Origin of the sequence: Klebsiella sp. 141161 (genome assembly GCF_050600815.1) — a bacterium.
Classification (GTDB): domain Bacteria; phylum Pseudomonadota; class Gammaproteobacteria; order Enterobacterales; family Enterobacteriaceae; genus Klebsiella; species Klebsiella aerogenes.
The window spans coordinates 291,809-313,122 of sequence record NZ_JAQIRN010000005.1 but is presented as its reverse complement, the minus strand read 5'-3'; the positions used below and the strand labels follow the sequence as shown (position 1 = coordinate 313,122).

Sequence of the window (21,314 nt, the reverse complement as noted above, 5' to 3'; positions counted from 1 at the left end):
ATATTCCAACTATGTTTGCGCGCATCGGCCTGCTGCTGCTGGCTTTATTTAGCCTTAGTAGCCAGGCGCAAACCATTAAAGAGAGCGAGGCGTTCGCTATTATCGGCGAGCCAAAGTATGCCGTTGACTTTCATCACTTCGATTACGTCAACCCGGACGCGCCCAAAGGCGGCAGTATCACGCTTGCCGCCATTGGCACCTTTGACAATTTCAACCGCTACGCCCTTCGCGGTAATCCCGGCGTACGTACCGATGCGCTGTATGACACTCTGTATACCACCTCGGACGATGAACCGGGCAGCTACTACCCGCTGATTGCCGATCGCGCGCGCTTTACTGATGATTTCTCGTGGATGGAAATTACCCTCAACCCGCGAGCCCGCTTTCATGACGGTAGCCCGATTACCGCCAGCGACGTTGCTTTCACCTTCCACAAATTTATGACCGAAGGGGTGCCGCAGTTTCGTCTTATCTATAAAGGAACGACCGTCAAAGCCATCGCCCCGCTGACGGTGCGCATTGAACTGGCCAAGCCGGGCAAAGAAAATATGCTCAGCCTGCTGTCCTTGCCGGTAATGCCCGCGTCATTCTGGCGCCATCATAAACTGAGCGATCCCCTTTCAACACCGCCGCTCGCCAGTGGCCCCTATCGCATCAGCAGTTGGCGGATGGGGCAATATATTGTCTATTCGCGAGTCGAGAACTACTGGGCCGCCGACCTGCCGGTGAACCGCGGACGCTGGAACTTCGACACGATTCGCTATGACTACTATCTCGACGATAACGTCGCTTTCGAAGCCTTCAAAGCCGGAGCGGTAGATATGCGCGAGGAGAGTTCGACAAAAAACTGGGCGACGCGCTATATCGGGCGCAACTTTAGCAACGGTTATATAGTGAAAGACGATCGCACGACTACCTCGGCAAAGGATACCCGCTGGCTGGCTTTTAATACTCAGCGCCCGGTCTTTGCCGACCGCCAGGTGCGTGAAGCCATCACCCTTGCATTTGATTTCGAATGGATGAATAAGGCGCTGTTTTACGGCGCCTACAGTCGGCCAAACAGTTACTTTCAGAATACAGAATATGCCGCTCGTGATTACCCGAAGGCCGATGAACTCACTTTGCTGGCGCCGTTGAAAAAAGATTTGCCGCCAGAGGTCTTTACCCGGATTTATCAGCCGCCCGTTTCCAACGGCAATGGTTTCGATCGCGCCAATTTACTTAAAGCAGATGCCCTGTTGAACCAGGCGGGATGGGTGCTAAAAAATCGTCAGCGCGTTAATGCCAAAACCGGCAAACCGCTGCGTTTTGAGCTGCTGCTCGCCTCCGGCGGCAACGTCAGTTGGGTACTACCGTTCCAGCATAATTTGCAGCGTTTAGGCGTGACGATGGATATCCGTCAGGTGGATAACTCCCAGGCCAACAGCCGACTGCGGAGCCGCGATTACGACATGATGCCCTCACTGTGGCGCGCCACCGCCTGGCCAGATACGGGTTTACAGGTTTCGTGGGCCTCGGACTATATTAACTCCAGCTATAACGCGCCGGGAGTGCAGAACCCGGCGGTCGACGCGTTGATTGCGCAGATCGTGCGCTGGCAGGGCAACAAACAGAAGCTTCTGCCGCTGGGCCGCGCGCTCGACCGGGTGCTGACCTGGAACTATTACATGCTGCCGATGTGGTATATGGCGCAGGACAGGACGGCCTACTGGAATAAGTTCTCCTTCCCGCAAACTCGCCCAACCTACTCCTCCGGTTTTGATGGCTGGTGGTACGATGTTAACAAAGCCGCCAGGCTTCCCGCGGACCGACGTTAAGGATTTAAGATGGGCGCCTACCTGCTCCGCCGACTATTACTGGTGATCCCGACACTCTGGGCCATCATCACCATCAATTTTTTTATCGTGCAGATTGCGCCAGGCGGTCCGGTCGATCAGGCGATCGCCGCCGTGGAGTTCGGCGACCGCAGCGGGTTGCCCGGCGCAGGAGATAGCGGTATGAGCGCCAGCCATGCGCGTACCGGCGTCGGCAATATCAGTGAAGGCCATTATCGCGGCGGACGTGGGCTCGATCCGGAAGTGATTGCCGAAATCACCCACCGCTACGGCTTCGATAAACCGATTCACGAACGCTACTTTAAGATGCTCGGCGACTATCTGCGTTTTGATTTTGGCGATAGCCTGTTTCGCAGCGCCTCGGTGCTGCAGTTAATTAAAGACAGCCTGCCGGTGTCTATTACCCTCGGCCTGTGGAGCACGCTGATTATCTACCTGGTGTCGATACCGCTGGGGATCCGTAAAGCCGTCAGTAACGGCAGCCATTTCGACGTCTGGAGCAGCACATTTATCATCATCGGTTACGCCATCCCGGCATTTCTGTTCGCGATATTACTGATCGTGATCTTCGCCGGCGGCAGCTATTTCGATCTTTTTCCGCTGCGCGGCCTGGTCTCCGCTAATTTTGATAGCCTGCCGTGGTATCAGAAGATCGCCGACTATCTCTGGCATATCACCTTACCGGTGCTGGCGACGGTGATTGGCGGTTTCGCCGCCCTGACGATGCTGACTAAAAACAGTTTCCTTGATGAAATCCGCAAGCAGTATGTGGTGACGGCCCGCGCTAAAGGCGTCGGGGAAAAACAGATCCTGTGGAAACACGTTTTCCGCAACGCCATGCTGCTGGTGATTGCCGGTTTTCCCGCCACTTTTATCAGCATGTTCTTTACCGGTTCGCTGCTGATTGAGGTGATGTTCTCGCTCAATGGTCTTGGGCTGCTCGGCTACGAAGCCACCGTGTCGCGTGATTACCCGGTGATGTTCGGCACTCTGTATATCTTCACGTTAATCGGCCTGTTATTAAACATTGTCAGCGACATCAGCTATACGCTGGTCGATCCGCGTATCGATTTCGAGGGCCGCTAATGTCATTTCTCTCCCCCGTTAATCAGGCTCGCTGGGCGCGTTTTCGCCACAATCGCCGCGGCTACTGGTCGCTATGGATCTTCCTGGCGCTGTTTATTTGTAGCCTGTGCGCCGAGCTTATCGCCAACGATAAGCCACTGCTGGTGCAGTATCGCGGCAGTTTGTACGTACCGGCGCTGAAAACCTATAGCGAAACAACCTTCGGCGGTGATTTTGCCACCGCCGCCGACTATCAGGATCCCTGGCTGCAAAAACGGCTAGCGGAAAACGGCTGGGTGCTGTGGGCTCCGGTACGTTTCGGCGCCACCAGCATCAATTTCGCCACCGACAGCCCCTTCCCTTCGCCGCCGTCCCGGCACAACTGGCTGGGTACCGACGCTAACGGCGGCGATGTATTCGCGCGGATCCTCTATGGCGCGCGGATCTCATTATTATTCGGCCTGCTGCTGACGCTCTTTTCCAGCGTGCTTGGCGTACTTGCCGGGGCGCTACAGGGCTATTACGGCGGGAAGCTCGACCTGTGGGGGCAGCGTTTTATCGAAGTATGGTCCGGAATGCCGACGCTATTTTTAATTATTCTGCTCTCAAGCGTGGTGCAACCTGATTTCTGGTGGCTGCTGGCGATCACCGTTTTATTTGGCTGGATGACGCTGGTCGGGGTGGTTCGCGCCGAATTCCTGCGCACTCGTAACTACGATTATATTCGCGCCGCACAGGCGCTGGGGGTCAGCGATCGCCATATTATCCTGCGCCATATGCTGCCGAATGCGATGGTCGCCACCCTCACCTTCCTGCCGTTTATTTTGTGCAGTTCGATAACCACCCTGACCTCGCTCGATTTTCTCGGCTTTGGCCTGCCGCTAGGCTCGCCGTCGCTGGGCGAACTGCTACTGCAGGGGAAAAATAACCTGCAGGCGCCGTGGCTGGGGATGGCGGCATTTTTGTCGGTGGCGGTGCTGCTGACGCTGCTGATTTTCATTGGCGAAGCGGTCCGCGACGCCTTCGATCCGAGTAAGGCGGTATAACATGAGCCAGCCGTTATTAGACATTGACGACCTCTCTATCGCCTTCCGCCAGCAGGGAGCAAGCCAGACGGTCGTCAGCAACCTGACGCTGCGGATTGCCGCAGGTGAAACGCTGGCGTTGGTCGGCGAATCAGGCTCCGGCAAGAGCGTCTCCGCGCTGTCGGTGCTGCGCCTCCTGCCCTCGCCGCCGGTCAGCTATCCCAGCGGCGATATTCGCTTTCACGGTCAATCATTGCTGCACGCCGATGAACGAACCCTGCGCGGGATCCGCGGCAACCGCATCGCGATGATTTTCCAGGAGCCGATGGTGTCGCTCAATCCGCTGCATAATCTGGAGAAACAGCTGTACGAGGTGCTCTCGCTGCACCGCGGCATGCGCAAAGAGGCGGCGCGCGGCGAAATCCTCGACTGTCTGGATCGGGTTGGCATCCGTAACGCTTCACGGCGGCTTGCCGACTATCCGCACCAGCTTTCCGGCGGCGAACGCCAACGGGTAATGATCGCCATGGCGCTGCTGACGCGCCCGGAGCTGCTCATTGCCGATGAACCGACCACCGCGCTGGACGTCTCGGTACAGGCGCAGATTCTGCAACTGCTGCGCGAACTGAAGCATGAGCTCAACATGGGGATGTTGTTCATCACCCACAATCTGAGTATTGTCCGCCAGCTTGCCGACCGGGTGGCGGTGATGCAAAACGGCCGCTGCGTCGAACAAAACGGCTGCCGGGAGCTGTTTCAGGCGCCCGCGCATCCGTATACCCGCCGCCTGTTGGATAGCGAACCGACCGGCAAACCGGTGCCGCTGCCCGCCGACGCGCCCATCCTACTACAGGCCCGCGATATCAATGTCGCCTTCCCTATCCGCAAAGGGATCCTGCGCCGGGTGGTCGATCACAATCGGGTGGTCAACCACCTGACTTTTACCTTGCGGGCCGGAGAAACGCTGGGGCTGGTGGGAGAGTCGGGTTCCGGAAAAAGCACCACCGGCCTGGCGCTGCTGCGGCTGATTAACTCCAGCGGAGAAATGCAGTTTGCCGGCGAGTCGATCCAGGGGCGAAATCGCCGCCAAATGCTGCCGCTGCGCCGACGCATTCAGGTCGTCTTTCAGGATCCGAATTCCTCGCTCAACCCGCGCCTGAGCGCCCTGCAGATTATCGAGGAAGGATTACGCGTTCACCAGCCGACGCTGACGCCCGCGGAACGTGAACACGCGGTAATTCAGGTGATGCAAGAAGTGGGACTCGACCCCGCGACGCGACAGCGCTATCCGGCGGAATTCTCTGGCGGCCAGCGCCAGCGTATTGCCATTGCCCGGGCGCTGATCGTCAAACCGCAGCTGATTGTGTTAGATGAACCGACTTCATCGCTGGATAAAACCGTGCAGGCGCAGATCCTGGCGCTGCTGAAGACGCTACAGCAAAAGCATCAGCTGGCCTATCTGTTTATCAGCCATGATTTACGTGTTGTGCGGACGCTCTGTCATCAGGTGATAGTGCTGCGGCAGGGAGAAGTCGTCGAGCAGGGTGAATGCGAGCGCGTATTTACGGCACCGCGTCAGGAGTACACCCGCCAGCTGCTGGCGTTAAGCTGACGGTCAGAAGGGGTTGTTGCCAGAAAAAGGTTCGGCAATGGCCACGCCGAAATTTTTCAGACGACAGGTAGCGGCAAACTCATCCTGCATATTAACGAACAGGCACGGCTCGCCTTCACACTCGAGAATGGAACAATCCACTTCGATGTCGCTCAGCGCCTGGCTCAGCGTGCGCATCACCGGCCACGCTTTCTCGCCGTCCGGGCTGAGCAATTTTAATGCCACCAGGCTATTTTCGCCCTCAGCGCCGTTTTGCGGAATCGGTTCAACTCTTGAACCCGCAAAACCGGCCAGCCAGCGATAGCTCTGCGGCAGTCGGTGTACGATAGAGAGTTGCTGTGTATTCACTTGGTTTCCCCGGAAGCAAAAGGCTTCACAATAAATTTACATCAATATTAACACATTGTTGACAAATAGTCCTGCAACAGCTTAGAAAACGCTTACACCCGCATCGGGCCAGGGCTAACAGCTTATTATCCAGAACTTTATAGTTGCCTTGCGGAAACAGTTCGCGGCTATATGTACCCGTTTCTGTGATCCAAAACAACTTTTTTATCGCAACATTGCGACTTTTTACACTAATTGATTTTACATAAAAGAAACAAATAGCTAAACAGGGAAGCCGATTTCGGTTGATATGTATCAAAAAAGGGGCGGAAATCGCCCCTGAAAATGTGACTTAATGTGCGACTTTTCGTCGCCGGCTGGCGTACAGATAGAAGAGAATGGAGCTCGCGGCGCAAAAAGCGATAGAAATCAGCATCGGCCAGGCGGTGGTAAAGGTGGCCATCGACAGCAACGCGCCGATAATCGCGCCAATCCCAAAACGAAATGTTCCGGCCAACGACGATGCGGTTCCCGCCATATGCGGAAACTCGTCGAGGATCACCGCCATGGCGTTAGAGGAGACCATTGATACGCAGCCGACGAACGCCGCCACGCCCACCACCAGCGACCAGAAACCAACATCAAGTAGCGCGCACACCACCATCCACACCGCCATCGCCAGCTGGATCCACAGCCCGGCGCGGAACATGTTCAATGCGCCGACCCGGCGAACAAAGCGGCTGTTAATGATGGTCATGATGAACAGGAACACGATATTCAGCGCAAAATAGTAGCCAAAGTGCTGCGGCGACACGTGATTAATGTTGATGTAGACAAATGGACCCGCGCTGAGGAATGAAAACATGCCGGCGAAACTAAAGCCGCTGGCCAGCATATAGCTGAGCACCCGCTTGTGGCGGAATAAGGTGGCGAAGTTGCCAAGCGTGGTGCGAATATGAAATTTCTGCCGCCTTTCTACCGGCAGCGTCTCGCTAATAAAGAAAGCGATCATCGCCGATGCCAGCAGCGCCGCCAGCGCCAGGATCCAGAAAATCGCGTGCCAGCTGAACCACACCAGCACCGCGCCGCCGACCATCGGCGCCACCAGCGGCGCAATGGTGGTGACCAGCATGACAAACGACATCATGCGCGAGAACTCTTCTTTCGGGTAAATATCGCGCATCAGGGCGTTGATCACCACGCTGGCCGCCGCGGCCGCCAGGCCGTGGAAGAAACGCATAGTAATCAGCATCTCGATGGTCTGCGATAACGCGCAGGCCACCGCCGCCGCGGCGAAAATCAGCGTCCCGCCGAGGATCACCGGTTTACGGCCAATGCTGTCGGCCATCGGCCCGTACAGCAGCTGGCCCAGCGCAAAGCCCAGAATATAGGTGCTGAGCGTCATTTGCGCGCTGCCGTCCGGCACGTTGAACTGCGACGAGATGACCGGCAGCGCCGGCAGATACATATCAATCGACAGCGGCATTAACATGGCCAACAGACCAAGAATAAACACAATCCCCAATGAAGAATTCTGCTTTGTCGTCACGTTTTACTCCGTGCTTGTGGGGCGCCAACGCTGGCGATTTCGTCCGCCGTCAGCGGGCGGTATTCACCGGGCTCCAGCGACGCATCGAGGGTAATGTCGCCGATACGCTCGCGATGTAATCCCACGACGTGGTTACCCACCGCCGCGAACATGCGTTTTACCTGGTGGTAGCGGCCTTCGCTGATGGTCAGGCGCACTTCTGTCGGAGTGATGACTTCGAGGACAGCAGGTTTGGTGAGATCTTTTTCATTATGCAGCTGCACGCCTTTGGCAAACTGCTCGGCGACGCCCTCTTCCAGCGGGTTTTCCAGCTCCACCAGATAGGTTTTTTCGCAGTGATGGCGCGGCGAAGTAATGCGATGTGACCACTGCCCATCATCGGTCATCAGTACCAGACCGGTGGTGTCGATATCCAGACGCCCGGCGGCGTGCAGCTTATGGGCAACCGGCTCATCGAGGAAATAGAGGACCGTTGGATGATCGGGATCGTCTGTTGAACAGACATAACCCTGCGGCTTGTTGAGCATAAAGTAACGGGGGCCGTGCTGCTGGGTCAGCGTATTGCCGTCATATTCCACCTCGTGCTCCGGCTGGAGCTTAAAAGAGGCATCTTTCACAATGTCGCCGTCCACGGTAACGCGGCTACCGCGGATTTCACGCCCGGCAATAGCACGGCTGACGCCAAGCTGCTGAGCGATAAACTTATCAAGTCGCATGAGATTTTTTTAGCCTGTAATAATGCTGGAGCGGGCAATTCGCCCGAAAAAGAAGAATTCCATTGGTTAGTATAACGGGCTCTTAACACCACTCAAGGGAAAAGATTCATGGCATACTATTTGCGAGTTAATTAACCCCCGAGAATTGATGACTTTTACACTACGCCCCTATCAAAAAGAGGCGGTCGATGCCACGCTTGCCTGGTTCCGCCGCCATCACGAACCTGCCGCCATCGTGCTGCCGACCGGTGCCGGTAAAAGTCTGGTGATCGCCGAACTGGCGCGGCTGGCGCGCGGACGCGTATTGGTTCTGGCCCATGTTAAAGAACTGGTGGCGCAGAATCACAGTAAATACTGTGCGCTTGGGCTGGAAGCGGATATTTTCGCCGCCGGTCTGCAGCGTAAAGAGAGCCAGGGCAAGGTGGTCTTCGGCAGCGTGCAGTCGGTGGCGCGTAATCTTGAGCAGTTTCAAAGCGAATTCTCCTTACTGATCGTCGATGAGTGCCACCGTATCAGCGACGATGACGACAGCCAGTATCAGCAAATCATCAGCCACCTACGACAGGTGAACCCACAGCTCAGGCTGCTCGGCCTGACCGCGACCCCCTTTCGCCTGGGCAAGGGTTGGATCTATCAGTTCCACTATCACGGTATGGTACGCGGCGACGAGAAAGCGCTGTTCCGCGATTGCATCTACGAGCTGCCGCTGCGTTATATGATTAAGCACGGCTACCTGACGCCGCCTGAGCGCCTCGATATGCCGGTGGTCCAGTACGATTTCAGCCGCCTGCAGGCGCAGAGCAATGGCCTGTTCAGCGAAGCTGACCTTAACCACGAGCTGAAAAAACAGCAGCGCATCACGCCACATATCGTTAGCCAAATCGTTGAGTTTGCCGAAAGCCGTAAAGGCGTGATGATCTTCGCCGCGACCGTCGAGCATGCGCGGGAAATTACCGGCCTGCTGCCGCCCACGCAGGCGGCGCTGATTACCGGCGAAACGCCGGGGCCGGAGCGCGATCGCATCATCGAAGCTTTTAAAGCGCAGCAGTATCGCTATCTGGTGAATGTCGCGGTACTGACCACCGGCTTTGACGCGCCGCACGTCGATCTTATCGCGATTCTTCGGCCAACCGAGTCGGTAAGCCTTTACCAACAAATTGTTGGCCGCGGCCTGCGTCTGGCGCCGGGCAAAACCGACTGTCTGATCCTCGACTATGCCGGTAATCCTCACGACCTGTATGCGCCGGAAGTCGGCACGCCAAAAGGCAAAAGCGATAATGTCCCGGTGCAGGTCTTCTGCCCGGCCTGCGGTTTCGCCAATACTTTTTGGGGGAAAACCACCGCCGACGGCACGTTGATTGAGCATTTTGGCCGCCGCTGCCAGGGCTGGTTCGAAGACGATGACGGCCACCGCGAACAGTGCGACTTCCGCTTTCGTTTTAAAAACTGCCCGCAGTGCAACGCCGAGAATGACATTGCCGCCCGCCGCTGTCGCGAGTGCGATACTGTACTGGTCGACCCGGACGACATGCTGAAGGCGGCGCTGAAGCTTAAAGACGCGCTGGTGTTGCGCTGCAGCGGCATGGCGCTGCAGCATGGCGGCGACGAAAAAGGCCCGTGGCTAAAAATCACCTATTACGATGAGGACGGCGCCGATGTCAGTGAGCGCTTCCGTTTACAAACGCCCGCGCAGCGTACCGCTTTTGAGCAGTTGTTTATCCGCCCGCATACCCGTACGCCGGGGGTGCCGCTGCGCTGGATAACCCCGGCGGATATCATTGCCCAGCAGGCGCTACTGCGAAATCCAGACTTTGTCGTCGCCCGTATGAAGGGGCAATACTGGCAGGTGCGGGAAAAAGTGTTCGATTATCAGGGCCGTTTCCGTCGCGCCAATGAGCTACGTTAATCCGCCAAAAACTGAGGTTTTGATTGCCGCTGTGCCGATAGGCGGCTATAATGCCGCCCGCTTTTGCATTCGCAAAGCAGATAATCTGCCTGCTGCTGGGTCGCCTGTTGCAGGCTTTATATATAGAGAGACATCAATGTTTACTATCAACGCAGAAGTACGTAAAGAGCAGGGTAAGGGTGCGAGCCGCCGCCTGCGCGCAGCTAACAAGTTCCCGGCAATCATCTACGGTGGCGAAGCTGCTCCGGTTGCTATCGAACTGGACCACGACAAACTGTGGAACATGCAGGACAAAGCTGAGTTCTACGGCGAAGTTCTGACCCTGGTTGTCGATGGCAAAGAAGAAAAAGTTAAAGTTCAGGCTGTTCAGCGTCACGCGTTCAAGCCGAAACTGACCCACATCGACTTCGTTCGCGCTTAATCGCCGATAGCAAGTTGTATGGCAAACGCCCTGGTGTCTTCTGACCCGGGGCGTTTTGTTATCTGCGCCGCCATAGCCCTGGCGCGTCATCAACTATCTCTCCCAGCGCGCGGTGTTTATTCATTCCCGGCAACCACAGCATCACCATGGTAACGTTAAGCCCCTGATTACCAACCTCGGTGGCAATTTCAGCAACCCCCTGCCACTCGTCGGGCTGTAAATGATCGGGTAAAAACCCCCAGCCCTGCCCCTGCTCCATTGCGTGGCGCAACATGGTGATTTCATTCATATACAGCGTATGGCCGGATATCTGCAGCCGGCGGGCGATTTGATCGTCGCTGCGCCGGTGCATCACTAACTGCGGGATGAGCGATAAATTCAGCAACGTCAGCGGCCTTGCGGCCTCAGCGAACAATCGCTGCGCGGCGTAAAAGCGTAAATCAACGGTACCCAGCGCCCGCCACTCCATTTCGCTACCCAGCGTACGATTATTCGCCTGGCAAATGGCCATATCCGCGACGCCATCGCCCAACGCCTGTTCGGCTTCGCGACGCGAGGCGCTCCAGCAGCTTAAACGGATCTGCCGCCGGGCAAGCGTATCGGCCAGCAAACTGAGGAATTCACGCGGCACGAAGGGATCGTACACCAGGCGTAACTCCTGCCAGGCCGTTTGCGGCAGCGTTTGCGCAAAAGACTCGAAAGCCTGCGCCTGACGCAACAACAAATGCGCCTGGCGAAAAAGCTGCTCGCCCTCGGCGGTTAAAGTCAGGCTACGCCCTTCACGGCTGAATAGCCGATAGTCCAAGGCATCTTCCAGGTAATCCAGCAGATCGCGAAGCGTCGTACGGTCTTTCCCTAAACGGATCGCCGCCCGCGACAGGCTGCCGGTCTCAGCAATTGTCGCGAAGGCTTCAATCTGTGCAAAAGAATACTGCAGGGTTTTCATCCTTTTCTCCCTTTCGGGGGAAAATCCCCCACATGGTGATTTTAGCCGCCGCGCGCCGATTTATATACTGCGATGCGAATCTATGGCAAACGAGGAAATGAAAATGATAAGAAAACCACTGGTCCTGGCGTTAATTTTGGCGGCGCTGCCGGCGGCGGCAATGGCGCAAAACTGCGGCGGCCTGACGCTGGATGTCTGCCCCACGCCTTACGATCAAACGCTACCCGCGGCCAAAGACATGCTCACCTGGGATCAGGCGTCACGCGTCGTTGGCTTTCGTAATGACTATCGCAACTATGCTGGCGACGTTTTCCGTCACGGCGCATCGGTCCCGCTGGAGCGCGCTAAAAAGCAGCTGACCGATGCCCGCTACACGCTCAACGGCCATACCTGGAATTTGCAGGATTACCTGAAGCGCGAAAACGTCAGCGGTATGCTGGTGCTGAAAGAGGGTAAAGTCGCCTGGAAATATCTCGCCGAAGGTAATACCGACACCACGCTGTGGACCTCGCGCTCGGTGGGTAAATCGGTCGTCTCGACGCTGGTCGGTATCGCCATTCAACAGGGTAAAATCCACTCCCTCGATGACCTGATTACCGTTTATGAACCCGAACTGAAAGGCACCGCCTGGGACGGCGTGACGCTCAAGCAGCTCATTCAACATACCAGCGGCGTGGAATGGAATGAAGATTACACCAATCCACAGTCGCACTTCGCCCGCCTGACCCAGTGTGAAGCGCAGCCCGGCGCCTATGATTGCGTGCGTAAAATTGTGTCGACGCTATCGCGCAAACACCCGGCAGGCGAGCAGTGGTCCTACTCTTCCGGCGGCGCCTGGCTGCTGGGCGATGTGCTGGAGCGCGCGACCGGTATGTCGCTGGCCGCCTGGCTTGAACAATCATTGTGGCAGCCTGCGGGCATGGCCCACGATGGCGTATGGCATGCTTACAAAAAAGGTCAACATGATGTCGGCGCCCACGGCTTTAACGCCACCCTCGAAGACTGGGGTCGCTTTGGCGAGTTTGTCGCCCGCGATGGCCGCCTGAGCAACGGTAAACAGCTGGTGCCCGCAGGCTGGTTCGATCAAACCGCAAGCTGGACAAAAGCGCTGAACTCGGTTTCAGCAGCGCATCCGGAAGGTATCTACGGCTATCAATGGTGGAATAACGCTATTCCGGCCAATGCGCAAAACGTACAGCCAACGCCGCAGGAAGGGCTGAAAGGCTCGCTGTGGGCGCTGGGGATCTACGGCCAGGTGATTATGGTGAACCGTGCGGAACATCTGGTGATCGTGCAGTGGTCAACCTGGCCACAGGCGGAACCGTCCTTTAACGCACAGCCGCTGGAAGCGGCGCTGATGTACAGCGCCATTGCCCGCGAATTGCGCTAATCTCGCCGGCTCCTTGCCGCTTAACCGGCAAGGAGCGTATCGGCATTTAACGCCAGATGCTGCAGCAGCATAATGGTTTTCGCATCCACGATTTCACCCTCGCGAATGGCCTGTAACGCCCGCGCCAGCGGCCACTCCAGCACTTCAATATCCTCTCCTTCCGTCGCCAGCCCGCCGCCATCGCCACGGCGATCGTCCGCGGAGTATTCGGCAATAAAGAAGTACAGTTTTTCAGTAACCGACCCCGGGCTCATAAACGCGGTGAATACCGGCTCGATGCGGGTGACGCGAAACCCGGTCTCCTCTTCCGCTTCGGCGATAATGCGCTCTTCCGGCGAGGCGTTATCCAGTAATCCTGCGGCAGCTTCGATCAGAAAGCCGTTGTGACCGTTGATCCACACCGGAAAACGAAACTGGCGGATGAGCACCACGCTCTGCTTATGGCGGTTATAGAGCAGAATAACCGCGCCGTTGCCGCGGTCGTAGGCTTCCCGGCTCTGCTCCTGCCAGCGCCCGTCCCGCCGCAACAGCTCGAAGGTATATTTTTTCAGCGTGTACCAGTTATCTGACAAGAGCGTTTCGCGAACGTGGCGAACGCGCGGTGCGTCTGCGTGCATGTTTCTTCCCCTTCTAAGGTGACAGCAGGCAACATAACATGCATAATCGTGCACAAACAAGATCAATCGTGAAGTGAACAACATGCTCGCCAGCCAGAGAAAACAGCATATCCTGCAGATCCTTGCCGCAGAAAAACAGGTGATGTCGGGGGAGTTAAGCCAGCGCTTTCAGGTCTCAGAAGACTCCATTCGTCGCGATCTGCGCGAACTGGCGGCGGAAGGTAAGCTGCAACGGGTCCACGGCGGCGCGCTGCCGGTATCGGCCGCTATTGCGCCAATAGAAAGCAGAAAAAGCGTGCAGATGGCTTCCAAACAGGCGATAGCCCGCCGGGCGGCGGCGCTTATCCAGCCAGGACAGGTGGTTATCGTCGATGGCGGCACCACCACCACGGCGATGATCGCCGCGCTCCCCGCCGACCTTGCTTGTACCGTGGTGACGCACAGTCCAGGGATCGCCGTGGCGCTGGTCGAGCATCCGCGGATCGAGGTGATCCTGCTCGGCGGTACAATGTTTAAACATTCGGTAGTCACGGTCGGCGCCGAGACGCTAGCGGCGATGGCGCGGATTAATGCCGATCTGTTCTTTATGGGGGTGACCGGCGTGCACCCGCATGCGGGCTTTACCACCGGTGATTATGAAGAGGCGGGCATTAAGCGCGCGCTGGCGGCCAGAGCCGCAGAAACCGTGGTGATGGCCTCTGCCGAAAAAATTAATTCCGCCTCCGCGTTTGCCATCGGCGAGCTTAATCTTGCCAGCACAGTGGTTATCGACAGCGAACTGGATGACAAGTTACGTCAGAAGCTTAAGCAAAGCGGCGTCGGGATTATTCAGGTAGCAGGTTAACCCGGCGGCATCATGTCCCGCCGGGATAATCAGCAGGGATTAATTACCGCCTGAGGTACGGCGCTGCAGCTGATCGCGCAGATTCGGCGGCGTGCCTTTAATGGTCAACGTATCCGTTGCCGGATCCCAGAATACGCGCTCGCCTAACAGCATCGCGTCAAAATTGATGGTCAAGCCGCCGCCGCTACCGGCAAATTTGGTCAGCTGGCGCAGCGTACTGCGGTCCGCCGGGAAGCTCTCCTCCAGCTCATAGCCCTGCTCAGCGGTAAACTCCTGGAAACTCTTTTCGCTGACGCCGGAGAGCTCTTTAGACAGCGACTCCAGCTCGATCTCTTCGCCCGCCTGCAGCTGTTCGTTACAGTAGGCATACACCTGCTGGCGCACGTTCTGGCGCTCGGATTTATCCAGCTGCGCGTCAGCGGCGAAATCATCCACCGCCTGCAGCAGACCGCGGTTCTGCGCTTTGGCATTGAGCCCTTCGCTGGCGCCGAGGAAGTCCATGAAAAAATCAGCGACTTTACGCCCCACGCGCCCTTTCAGGAAAGTCAGATAACGGGTCGATTCGGGATTAGTTTCCCACTCGGTCAGATCGATACGCGCCACGATGTCGGCATGGTTGATATCCAGGTAATGCGTGGAACTGATATCCAGCTCTTCGTTGACGCGCATGCTGCTCAGATTATTGAGCACCGCCACCAGCAGATACTCGACCGCCAGGTAACGATACTGGCAGAACAATACGATGCCGCCTTCGGCAAACGGATACTTCGCCAGCTCATCGCGCAGGCGGCCGGTTGCCGCACGGCTGAAAGGAAGAAACTCTTCTTCACCCTGACGCTGTAAACGCAACGCTTGCGCCAGCTCGCTCTCTTCATTAAAGAGGCCGTAGGCTTTGCTTTTTGCGCTGTAGACACGATGCAGTTCAGCCATCATTTCCACGACAGTGGCATTTGGTTCCAGCAGCGACTCGCGCAGCACCAGTTCCAGATTCTGTTCATCACGTTTGATCAACTGATGCAGGGCAATCTGGTCGATATCCAGACTCATGTTAAACTCTCCTTTTAGACCGGGCGGTATTCAACCACCACCGGGACGACGACGCAACCGGCAGATGCCTCTTTTACGCTTGAGTCTCGCGTTGCTGGGCGCTTTTGCGCCGTGGCGAAAAAATGCGGAAAAAAAGCTGCTGCTACGGTAATATGTTGCCCTTTCACGAACAAACAGATTTTGAGTTTATGCCACAAATATCCCGCTATAGCGATGAACAGGTCGAGCAGCTGCTCAGCGAGCTAACGAACGTCCTGGAAACACACAAAGCGCCGGTTGACCTGTCACTGATGGTGCTGGGCAATATGGTGACCAACCTGATCAACAGTAGCGTCGCGCCGGCGCAGCGTCAGGCAATCGCCCGTTCTTTCGCCCAGGCGCTGCAATCGTCCATTAACGACGATCCCGCGCACTAAGGATAACGAACAACAGTATATGGTGACTCTTCGTCAGCCCTACCGAGAAAAAGTCTCCCAGATGGTCAGCTGGGGACACTGGTTCGCCCTGTTCAACATGTTGTTGGCAATGGCGCTCGGCAGCCGCTATCTTTTTGTCGCCGACTGGCCAACGACGCTTGCCGGGCGGGTATTCTCGTATGTCAGCCTCGTTGGTCATTTCAGTTTTCTGGTTTTCACCAGCTATGTACTGATTCTCTTCCCGCTGACCTTTATCGTCGGCTCGCAGCGACTTATGCGCTTCCTGTCGGTCATCTTCGCCACCGCCGGGATGACGCTGCTGCTGATCGATAGCGAAGTCTTCACTCGCTTCCACCTGCACTTAAACCCTGTCGTCTGGGAACTGGTGATTAACCCCGACCAGAACGAGATGGCTCGCGACTGGCAGCTGATGTTTATCAGCGTACCGATCATCTTCCTGCTTGAGATGCTCTTCGCCACCTGGAGCTGGCAAAAGCTGCGCAGCCTGACGCGCCGCCGCCACTACGCGCGCCCCGTCGCCTGGTTTTTCTTTATTTCGTTTATCAGCAGCCACCTGATTTATATCTGGGCGGATGCCAATTTCTATCGCCCGATCACCATGCAGCGGGCCAACTTACCGCTCTCTTATCCGATGACCGCTCGCCGCTTCCTTGAGAAGCACGGCCTGCTCGATGCGCAAGACTATCAGCGCCGTCTGGTTGAGCAAGGCGCGCCGGAAGCGGTCTCGGTGCAGTATCCGCTGAGCGATCTGCGCTATCGCGACCTCGGCACGGGCTACAACGTGCTGCTCATTACGGTGGATAACCTCAACTATTCACGCTTCGAAAAGAACATGCCGCAGCTGGCTGCTTTTGCGAAAGAAAGCGTCAACTTTAGCCAGCATATGAGCTCCGGTAATAGCACCGACAGCGGGATGTTCGGCCTGTTCTACGGCATATCGCCGGGTTATATGGATGGCGTGCTCTCGGCGCGTATTCCGGCGGCGCTGATTACCGCCCTCAACCAACAGGGTTACCAGCTTGGCCTGTTCTCATCAGACGGTTTCAGCAGCCCGCTTTATCGCCAGGCGCTGCTGTCGGACTTCTCGCTGCCGGCGGCTAAAACGCAGAGCGATGAACAAACGGCCGACCAATGGATCGGCTGGCTGGATCGCTACGCCCAGGATGAGAACCGCTGGTTCTCGTGGGTATCGCTGAACGGCACTAATATTGATAACAGCCAGCAGCAGAATTTTGCCCGCACCTACGGGCGCGCCGCGGGCGACGTCGATACGCAAATTGGCCGCGTGCTCGACGCGCTGCGTAAAGCGGGCAAACTGGATAATACGGTGGTGATTGTTACCGCCGGGCACGGTATGCCGCTGGATAGCAAGCAGGGTAAATTCGACTGGTCACGCGGCAATCTGCAGGTACCGCTGGTTATCCACTGGCCGGGAACCCCAGCGCAGGAGATCTCAGCGCTCACGGATAACAAAGACGTGATGACGACGCTGATGCAGCGTCTGCTACACGTCTCAACGCCAGCGAATGAATATTCGCAGGGCGAAGACCTGTTTAGCCCGGCGCGCCGCCGCAGCTGGGTCACCGCCGCTAATAGCGATACACTGGCGATTACCACGCCAACGATGACCGTAGTGCTCGACCACAACGGCACCTATCACACCTGGAACAGCGGTGGCGAGAAGGTGAAAGACCAAAAACCGCAGCTTAGCCTGCTGCTGCAGGTGCTGACGGATGAAAAACGCTTTATCGCTAACTGATTGATTAATTTTAAATCAATCAGTTGTCGGTCGCTTGCATTCGATGGGGGAACGGGTAATATTATCCTCCACGCGTCGGCACGTAGCGCAGCCTGGTAGCGCACCGTCATGGGGTGTCGGGGGTCGGAGGTTCAAATCCTCTCGTGCCGACCAAAAAATTTAACCGATAGGTTGCTACAACCATCGGTCCCCTTTAGAACCCGCACTCTCTCTGAGAGCGCGGGTTTTTTAATGCTTGTACTCCCTTCCCGCTAAGACTGCGATTATCCTGATGGCAAATTGTTAAATTCCATCTATTATTCGACTGTATTCGTTATCATCTGGAGCGGACCCAATGAGAGTTAAAGGACTTCCCAAAGGATTTTTTATCCTTATTTTACTGATCGTTACCCTGGCCTTTTTTGACGTACTCTCCCCTTACTATTCCGCTATCCTGTGGGCCGCTATCCTGGCGGTGATATTTAATCCGATAAAAAACAACATCCGTACGCGCATCGGTGAACGCAACGGTATCGCGGCGCTACTGACCGTCGTCATTATCTGTCTTATTGTTTTCACCCCGTTGGCGATTATCATTTCGTCGCTAGCCTTCGAGCTAAACGTGGTCTACACCAAGCTACAGCATAATGACACCCAGTTTCCGACGGTGGTCGCCAACCTGTTTGCCCATCTCCCGAGCTGGGCCAGAAGTTTCCTCTCAGAGCACAATCTCGATAGCGCGGAACAAATTCAGCAGCAACTATCCGATGCCGCCCTGAAAGGCGGACAATATCTGGCCGGTAGCGCCTTCCTGATCGGTAAAGGGACGTTTGGCTTTACCGTCAGCTTCGGCATTATGTTATATCTGCTGTTCTTCTTGCTGAAAGATGGCCCTTATCTGGTGCTGTTAATCCTCGAATCTTTGCCGCTATCCAATTATGTCAAACAGCACCTGTTTGCCAAATTCGCCGCCGTCGCGCGGGCGACGGTTAAAGGTACCGTCGCCGTCGCGCTGGCACAGGGGGCGCTCGGCGGCTTTGCATTCTGGATCGTCGGTCTTGATGGCAGCATTCTGTGGGGCGCTTTAATGGCCTTTCTGTCACTCATCCCGGCGGTGGGCTCCGCCATTATCTGGGTGCCGGCGGCGATTTACCTGTTCGCCACCGGGCAATTGTGGCAAGGGGCGTTTATTGTCGGTTTCTTCGTCATTGTCATCGGCCTGGTGGATAACATTCTGCGTCCGCTACTGGTGGGGAAAGATACCAAAATGCCGGATTATCTGATCCTGATTGCCACCCTTGGCGGCATGGAAATCTATGGCATCAACGGCTTTGTCATCGGCCCGCTGATTGCCGCCTTGTTTATTGCCTGCTGGAACCTGTTATCGGGCCGTGAACACGCCGGGAACGCCGACTTACTGGACGAAGAGTTTATTGAAGAAGCCAAAAACAGCCGCGATGAATAGCTGACGCACGTTTCACTTTACTAGTGCATTTCACTATTCATATTGAAAATAATGGTAAATAACTCTTACCATTCAGGGCAATGATGTTAGTCTGTATTGGTTAGTAACGATAATAAAGGATGATCAACCGTGAAAAAAATCGCTACGCTTGCTGTTTCTCTGCTGGCCGTTGCCTGTGTTTCCACCAGCGCGTTAGCCGCTGAACAGCCGCTGGAGAAAATCGCCCCCTATCCGAAAGCGGAAAAAGGGATGAAGCGTCAGGTGATTCAGCTGCCGCAGCAGCAGGATGAATCCGCGTTAAAAGTTGAACTGATGATTGGCCAGACGCTGGAAGTCGACTGCAACCATCATCGCCTGGGCGGTCAACTGGAAAGTAAAACGCTGGAAGGCTGGGGCTATGACTACTATGTCTTTGATAAGCTGACGTCCCCGGTTTCCACCATGATGGCCTGCCCGGACGGTAAGAAAGAGAAGAAATTTATTACCGCGGGTCTCGGCGATGAAGGCCTGCTGCGTTACAACAGCAAGCTGCCGATCGTGGTTTATACTCCAGCCAACGTTGAAGTGAAATACCGCATCTGGAAAGCTGAAGAAACTATCGGTAATGCCGTGGAGCGTTAATCGCCAGCGGTAATACAAAACGGCAGCCCGAGGGCTGCCGTTTTTGTTATAGCGCGATATCCGCCATCGGTTTTCCGCCGGTTAGCGGCTTGAGTTCGGCCTGCGGCACGTCGTCTGCCGCGGTCGTCGGCTCGTAGTGTAGCCCCAGCACTTCACTGGTCCACGCCAGCGCCTGCTCAATAGCGGCCGGATTACCATCCAGACGCATGCCGTAGCTCGGCACGATCTCTTTCATCTTCGCCTGCCAGGCCGGCGTCTGTACTTTGTCTTTGAAGACTTTCTCCAACAGCTGCACCATGATCGGCGCCGCCGTCGACGCGCCAGGAGAAGCGCCCAGTAGCGCGGCTACGGTGCCTTCGTCATCGCACACTACTTCGGTGCCAAGACGCAACACGCCGCCCATTTTCTTATCACGCTTGATAATCTGTACACGCTGGCCGGCCTGCCACAGGCGCCAGTCTTCTTTACGCGCTTCCGGGTAGTACTCGCACAGCGCGGCATGACGATCTTTATCTTTCTGCAATACCTGGCTAATCAGATATTTCACCAGGTCGAAGTTATCCATCCCGACGTTAAGCATTGGCAGAATATTCGAGGTATTCGTCGAGGCCAGCAGATCCCAAAGCGAACCGTTTTTCAGGAAGCGGGTCGAGAAAGTCGCGAACGGCCCGAACAGCACCACGCGTTTACCGTCGATAATACGGGTGTCGATATGCGGCACCGACATCGGCGGCGCGCCAACTTCCGCCTGGCCGTAGACTTTCGCCAGGTGATGATTAACTACTTCCGGGTTCTCACATACCAGGAACTGTCCGCCAACCGGGAAGCCCGCGTACTCTTTCGCCTGCGGAATACCGGTTTCCTGCAGCAGCGTCAGGGCAGCGCCGCCCGCGCCAATAAAGATGAATTTGGTTTTGATCGTCCGCTTCTGGTGACGATTGTTGGCATCCGCCAGCGTCACCGTCCAGCTGTTGTCCGCATTGCGCTTAAAGCGGCGAACGACGGTACCTAACTGGAGAGAGAAATTATCATGCGTCTGTAGCCCGGCGATCAGCTGGCGAGTGATCTCGCCGTAGTTAACGTCGGTGCCCATTTCGGTACGCGTTGCCGCCACTTTTTGCTGCGGATCGCGACCTTCCATCACCAGCGGCGCCCACTCCTTAATCTGCTGATGATCTTCAGAATAACGAATACCGCGGAACAGCTCGCTCTGCTGCAGCGCCGCGTAGCGCGCGCGCAGGAAGTTAACGTTGTCTTCACCCCACACAAAGCTCATGTGCGGCACGCTGTTAATAAAGGATTTCGGCTTAGTCAGGATACCGCGGGTCACCTGATGGGCCCAAAACTGACGAGAAATATGGAAGGACTCATTGATATCGACCGCTTTGTCGATATTGATCCCATTGGCGGTTTGCGGCGTGTAGTTGAGCTCCATCAGCGCCGCATGGCCGGTACCCGCATTGTTCCAGCCGTTCGAGCTTTCCTCGGCAACGCTGGTCATCTGCTCGACCATGGTAATAGACCAATCCGGCTCCAGTTCCTGCAGCCAGGTTCCCAACGTGGCGCTCATGATACCGCCGCCAATCAACAATACATCCGTCTCTTGCTCATGGCGGGTGTTGGTCCGATTTGTATTGGAACCAACCGCCTGTGAGCTGGGTACGGCCATCTTTTTCTTCATCGGATTTGAGCCTTACTTTTACTCGCTTTTTTTATTTAGCGCAGGTGAAACGATTCTCGGGATCAAAGGTAC

Annotated in this window: 19 protein-coding genes and 1 tRNA gene; 13 read left to right on the top strand and 7 right to left on the bottom strand. The window is 56.2% G+C overall.

Features of this window, described 5'->3' with window-relative positions:
- Window positions 1-11 precede the first annotated feature (11 nt).
- The 4 genes from PGR79_RS15600 to yejF are packed head-to-tail and all read left to right on the top strand — an operon-like array spanning window position 12 to window position 5,537.
- Window positions 12-1,817, top strand: a complete 1,806-nt coding sequence (locus PGR79_RS15600; protein ID WP_113374352.1) for an extracellular solute-binding protein — start codon at window positions 12-14, stop codon at window positions 1,815-1,817.
- A 9-nt stretch (window positions 1,818-1,826) separates the two neighbouring features.
- Window positions 1,827-2,921 carry a microcin C ABC transporter permease YejB gene (locus PGR79_RS15595; RefSeq protein ID WP_316424256.1) on the top strand — a complete coding sequence of 365 codons (1,095 nt, stop codon included), beginning with the start codon at window positions 1,827-1,829 and terminating at the stop codon, window positions 2,919-2,921.
- Window positions 2,921-3,946, top strand: a complete 1,026-nt coding sequence (locus PGR79_RS15590; RefSeq protein ID WP_047043209.1) for a microcin C ABC transporter permease — start codon at window positions 2,921-2,923, stop codon at window positions 3,944-3,946. Before PGR79_RS15595 ends, PGR79_RS15590 begins: the two co-directional genes overlap by 1 nt.
- 1 nt (window position 3,947) lies before the next feature.
- Window positions 3,948-5,537 (top strand): microcin C ABC transporter ATP-binding protein YejF, encoded by a 1,590-nt coding sequence (gene yejF, locus PGR79_RS15585; protein WP_430921987.1) that lies wholly within the window; start codon window positions 3,948-3,950, stop codon window positions 5,535-5,537.
- A 3-nt stretch (window positions 5,538-5,540) separates the two neighbouring features.
- On the opposite strand, the gene PGR79_RS15580 is transcribed toward yejF, so the two are convergent.
- The 3 genes from PGR79_RS15580 to rsuA form a co-directional block, all read right to left on the bottom strand.
- Window positions 5,541-5,885: a YejG family protein gene (locus tag PGR79_RS15580; RefSeq protein WP_015365678.1), complete on the bottom strand. Its 345-nt coding sequence runs from the start codon at window positions 5,883-5,885 to the stop codon at window positions 5,541-5,543.
- Between the two features lie 331 nt (window positions 5,886-6,216).
- Entirely contained in the window at window positions 6,217-7,413 is a 1,197-nt protein-coding gene (locus PGR79_RS15575; RefSeq protein ID WP_045391357.1) for a Bcr/CflA family multidrug efflux MFS transporter, read from the bottom strand.
- Window positions 7,410-8,129: a 16S rRNA pseudouridine(516) synthase RsuA gene (gene rsuA / locus PGR79_RS15570; RefSeq protein WP_047043216.1), complete on the bottom strand. Its 720-nt coding sequence runs from the start codon at window positions 8,127-8,129 to the stop codon at window positions 7,410-7,412. The genes PGR79_RS15575 and rsuA overlap by 4 nt, the downstream gene beginning before the upstream one ends.
- A 148-nt stretch (window positions 8,130-8,277) precedes the next feature.
- Between rsuA and PGR79_RS15565 the strand changes: the two genes are divergently transcribed.
- Together PGR79_RS15565 and rplY are read left to right on the top strand one after the other, a co-directional pair.
- Window positions 8,278-10,035, top strand: a complete 1,758-nt coding sequence (locus PGR79_RS15565; protein WP_316424258.1) for a DEAD/DEAH box helicase — start codon at window positions 8,278-8,280, stop codon at window positions 10,033-10,035.
- A 136-nt stretch (window positions 10,036-10,171) separates the two neighbouring features.
- Complete coding sequence (gene rplY / locus PGR79_RS15560; protein ID WP_015365674.1) at window positions 10,172-10,456, top strand: 50S ribosomal protein L25; 285 nt, start codon at window positions 10,172-10,174, stop codon at window positions 10,454-10,456.
- 58 nt (window positions 10,457-10,514) lie between these two features.
- Here the strand turns inward: rplY and PGR79_RS15555 are convergent, their stop codons facing one another.
- Entirely contained in the window at window positions 10,515-11,402 is an 888-nt protein-coding gene (locus tag PGR79_RS15555) for a LysR family transcriptional regulator (RefSeq protein WP_430921984.1), read from the bottom strand.
- Between the two features lie 103 nt (window positions 11,403-11,505).
- On the opposite strand from PGR79_RS15555, the gene PGR79_RS15550 reads away from it, so the two are divergent.
- Complete coding sequence (locus PGR79_RS15550) at window positions 11,506-12,792, top strand: serine hydrolase domain-containing protein (protein WP_087860140.1); 1,287 nt, start codon at window positions 11,506-11,508, stop codon at window positions 12,790-12,792.
- Window positions 12,793-12,812: 20 nt separating this feature from the next.
- Here the strand turns inward: PGR79_RS15550 and PGR79_RS15545 are convergent, their stop codons facing one another.
- On the bottom strand, window positions 12,813-13,409 hold the full coding sequence (locus tag PGR79_RS15545) for an NUDIX domain-containing protein (protein ID WP_430921982.1): 597 nt from the start codon (window positions 13,407-13,409) through the stop codon (window positions 12,813-12,815).
- Window positions 13,410-13,491: 82 nt separating this feature from the next.
- On the opposite strand from PGR79_RS15545, the gene PGR79_RS15540 reads away from it, so the two are divergent.
- A complete protein-coding gene (locus PGR79_RS15540; RefSeq protein WP_430914784.1) occupies window positions 13,492-14,253 on the top strand; it encodes a DeoR/GlpR family DNA-binding transcription regulator in 762 nt (253 codons plus the stop codon).
- 39 nt (window positions 14,254-14,292) lie between these two features.
- Here PGR79_RS15540 and yejK read toward each other — a convergent pair whose 3' ends face one another.
- Complete coding sequence (gene yejK, locus PGR79_RS15535; protein ID WP_015365669.1) at window positions 14,293-15,300, bottom strand: nucleoid-associated protein YejK; 1,008 nt, start codon at window positions 15,298-15,300, stop codon at window positions 14,293-14,295.
- 188 nt (window positions 15,301-15,488) lie between these two features.
- Between yejK and PGR79_RS15530 the strand changes: the two genes are divergently transcribed.
- From PGR79_RS15530 to eco, 5 genes are all read left to right on the top strand, one after another.
- Window positions 15,489-15,716, top strand: a complete 228-nt coding sequence (locus PGR79_RS15530; protein WP_045377048.1) for a YejL family protein — start codon at window positions 15,489-15,491, stop codon at window positions 15,714-15,716.
- A gap of 19 nt (window positions 15,717-15,735) precedes the next feature.
- Window positions 15,736-17,496: an LPS biosynthesis-modulating metalloenzyme YejM gene (yejM, locus tag PGR79_RS15525; RefSeq protein WP_430921980.1), complete on the top strand. Its 1,761-nt coding sequence runs from the start codon at window positions 15,736-15,738 to the stop codon at window positions 17,494-17,496.
- A 76-nt stretch (window positions 17,497-17,572) separates the two neighbouring features.
- Window positions 17,573-17,649 (top strand) — tRNA-Pro (locus PGR79_RS15520).
- A gap of 181 nt (window positions 17,650-17,830) precedes the next feature.
- Window positions 17,831-18,940, top strand: a complete 1,110-nt coding sequence (locus PGR79_RS15515) for an AI-2E family transporter (RefSeq protein WP_045391382.1) — start codon at window positions 17,831-17,833, stop codon at window positions 18,938-18,940.
- A 129-nt stretch (window positions 18,941-19,069) separates the two neighbouring features.
- Window positions 19,070-19,561, top strand: a complete 492-nt coding sequence (gene eco, locus PGR79_RS15510; protein ID WP_087860136.1) for a serine protease inhibitor ecotin — start codon at window positions 19,070-19,072, stop codon at window positions 19,559-19,561.
- Window positions 19,562-19,607: 46 nt separating this feature from the next.
- Here the strand turns inward: eco and mqo are convergent, their stop codons facing one another.
- On the bottom strand, window positions 19,608-21,242 hold the full coding sequence (gene mqo, locus PGR79_RS15505; protein ID WP_047043232.1) for a malate dehydrogenase (quinone): 1,635 nt from the start codon (window positions 21,240-21,242) through the stop codon (window positions 19,608-19,610).
- Window positions 21,243-21,314: the final 72 nt, after the last annotated feature.

Excerpts from the sequence above, each read along its gene's own strand:
- rsuA (WP_047043216.1), bottom strand. The coding sequence starts at position 8,129 with ATGCGACTTGATAAGTTTATCGCTCAGCAGCTTGGCGTCAGCCGTGCT.
- PGR79_RS15600 (WP_113374352.1), top strand. The coding sequence starts at position 12 with ATGTTTGCGCGCATCGGCCTGCTGCTGCTGGCTTTATTTAGCCTTAGT.
- yejF (WP_430921987.1), top strand. The coding sequence starts at position 3,948 with ATGAGCCAGCCGTTATTAGACATTGACGACCTCTCTATCGCCTTCCGC.
- PGR79_RS15590 (WP_047043209.1), top strand. The coding sequence starts at position 2,921 with ATGTCATTTCTCTCCCCCGTTAATCAGGCTCGCTGGGCGCGTTTTCGC.
- PGR79_RS15565 (WP_316424258.1), top strand. The coding sequence starts at position 8,278 with ATGACTTTTACACTACGCCCCTATCAAAAAGAGGCGGTCGATGCCACG.
- PGR79_RS15550 (WP_087860140.1), top strand. The coding sequence starts at position 11,506 with ATGATAAGAAAACCACTGGTCCTGGCGTTAATTTTGGCGGCGCTGCCG.
- PGR79_RS15595 (WP_316424256.1), top strand. The coding sequence starts at position 1,827 with ATGGGCGCCTACCTGCTCCGCCGACTATTACTGGTGATCCCGACACTC.
- PGR79_RS15530 (WP_045377048.1), top strand. The coding sequence starts at position 15,489 with ATGCCACAAATATCCCGCTATAGCGATGAACAGGTCGAGCAGCTGCTC.
- PGR79_RS15515 (WP_045391382.1), top strand. The coding sequence starts at position 17,831 with ATGAGAGTTAAAGGACTTCCCAAAGGATTTTTTATCCTTATTTTACTG.
- yejK (WP_015365669.1), bottom strand. The coding sequence starts at position 15,300 with ATGAGTCTGGATATCGACCAGATTGCCCTGCATCAGTTGATCAAACGT.
- PGR79_RS15555 (WP_430921984.1), bottom strand. The coding sequence starts at position 11,402 with ATGAAAACCCTGCAGTATTCTTTTGCACAGATTGAAGCCTTCGCGACA.
- PGR79_RS15545 (WP_430921982.1), bottom strand. The coding sequence starts at position 13,409 with ATGCACGCAGACGCACCGCGCGTTCGCCACGTTCGCGAAACGCTCTTG.
- PGR79_RS15540 (WP_430914784.1), top strand. The coding sequence starts at position 13,492 with ATGCTCGCCAGCCAGAGAAAACAGCATATCCTGCAGATCCTTGCCGCA.
- mqo (WP_047043232.1), bottom strand. The coding sequence starts at position 21,242 with ATGAAGAAAAAGATGGCCGTACCCAGCTCACAGGCGGTTGGTTCCAAT.
- rplY (WP_015365674.1), top strand. The coding sequence starts at position 10,172 with ATGTTTACTATCAACGCAGAAGTACGTAAAGAGCAGGGTAAGGGTGCG.
- yejM (WP_430921980.1), top strand. The coding sequence starts at position 15,736 with ATGGTGACTCTTCGTCAGCCCTACCGAGAAAAAGTCTCCCAGATGGTC.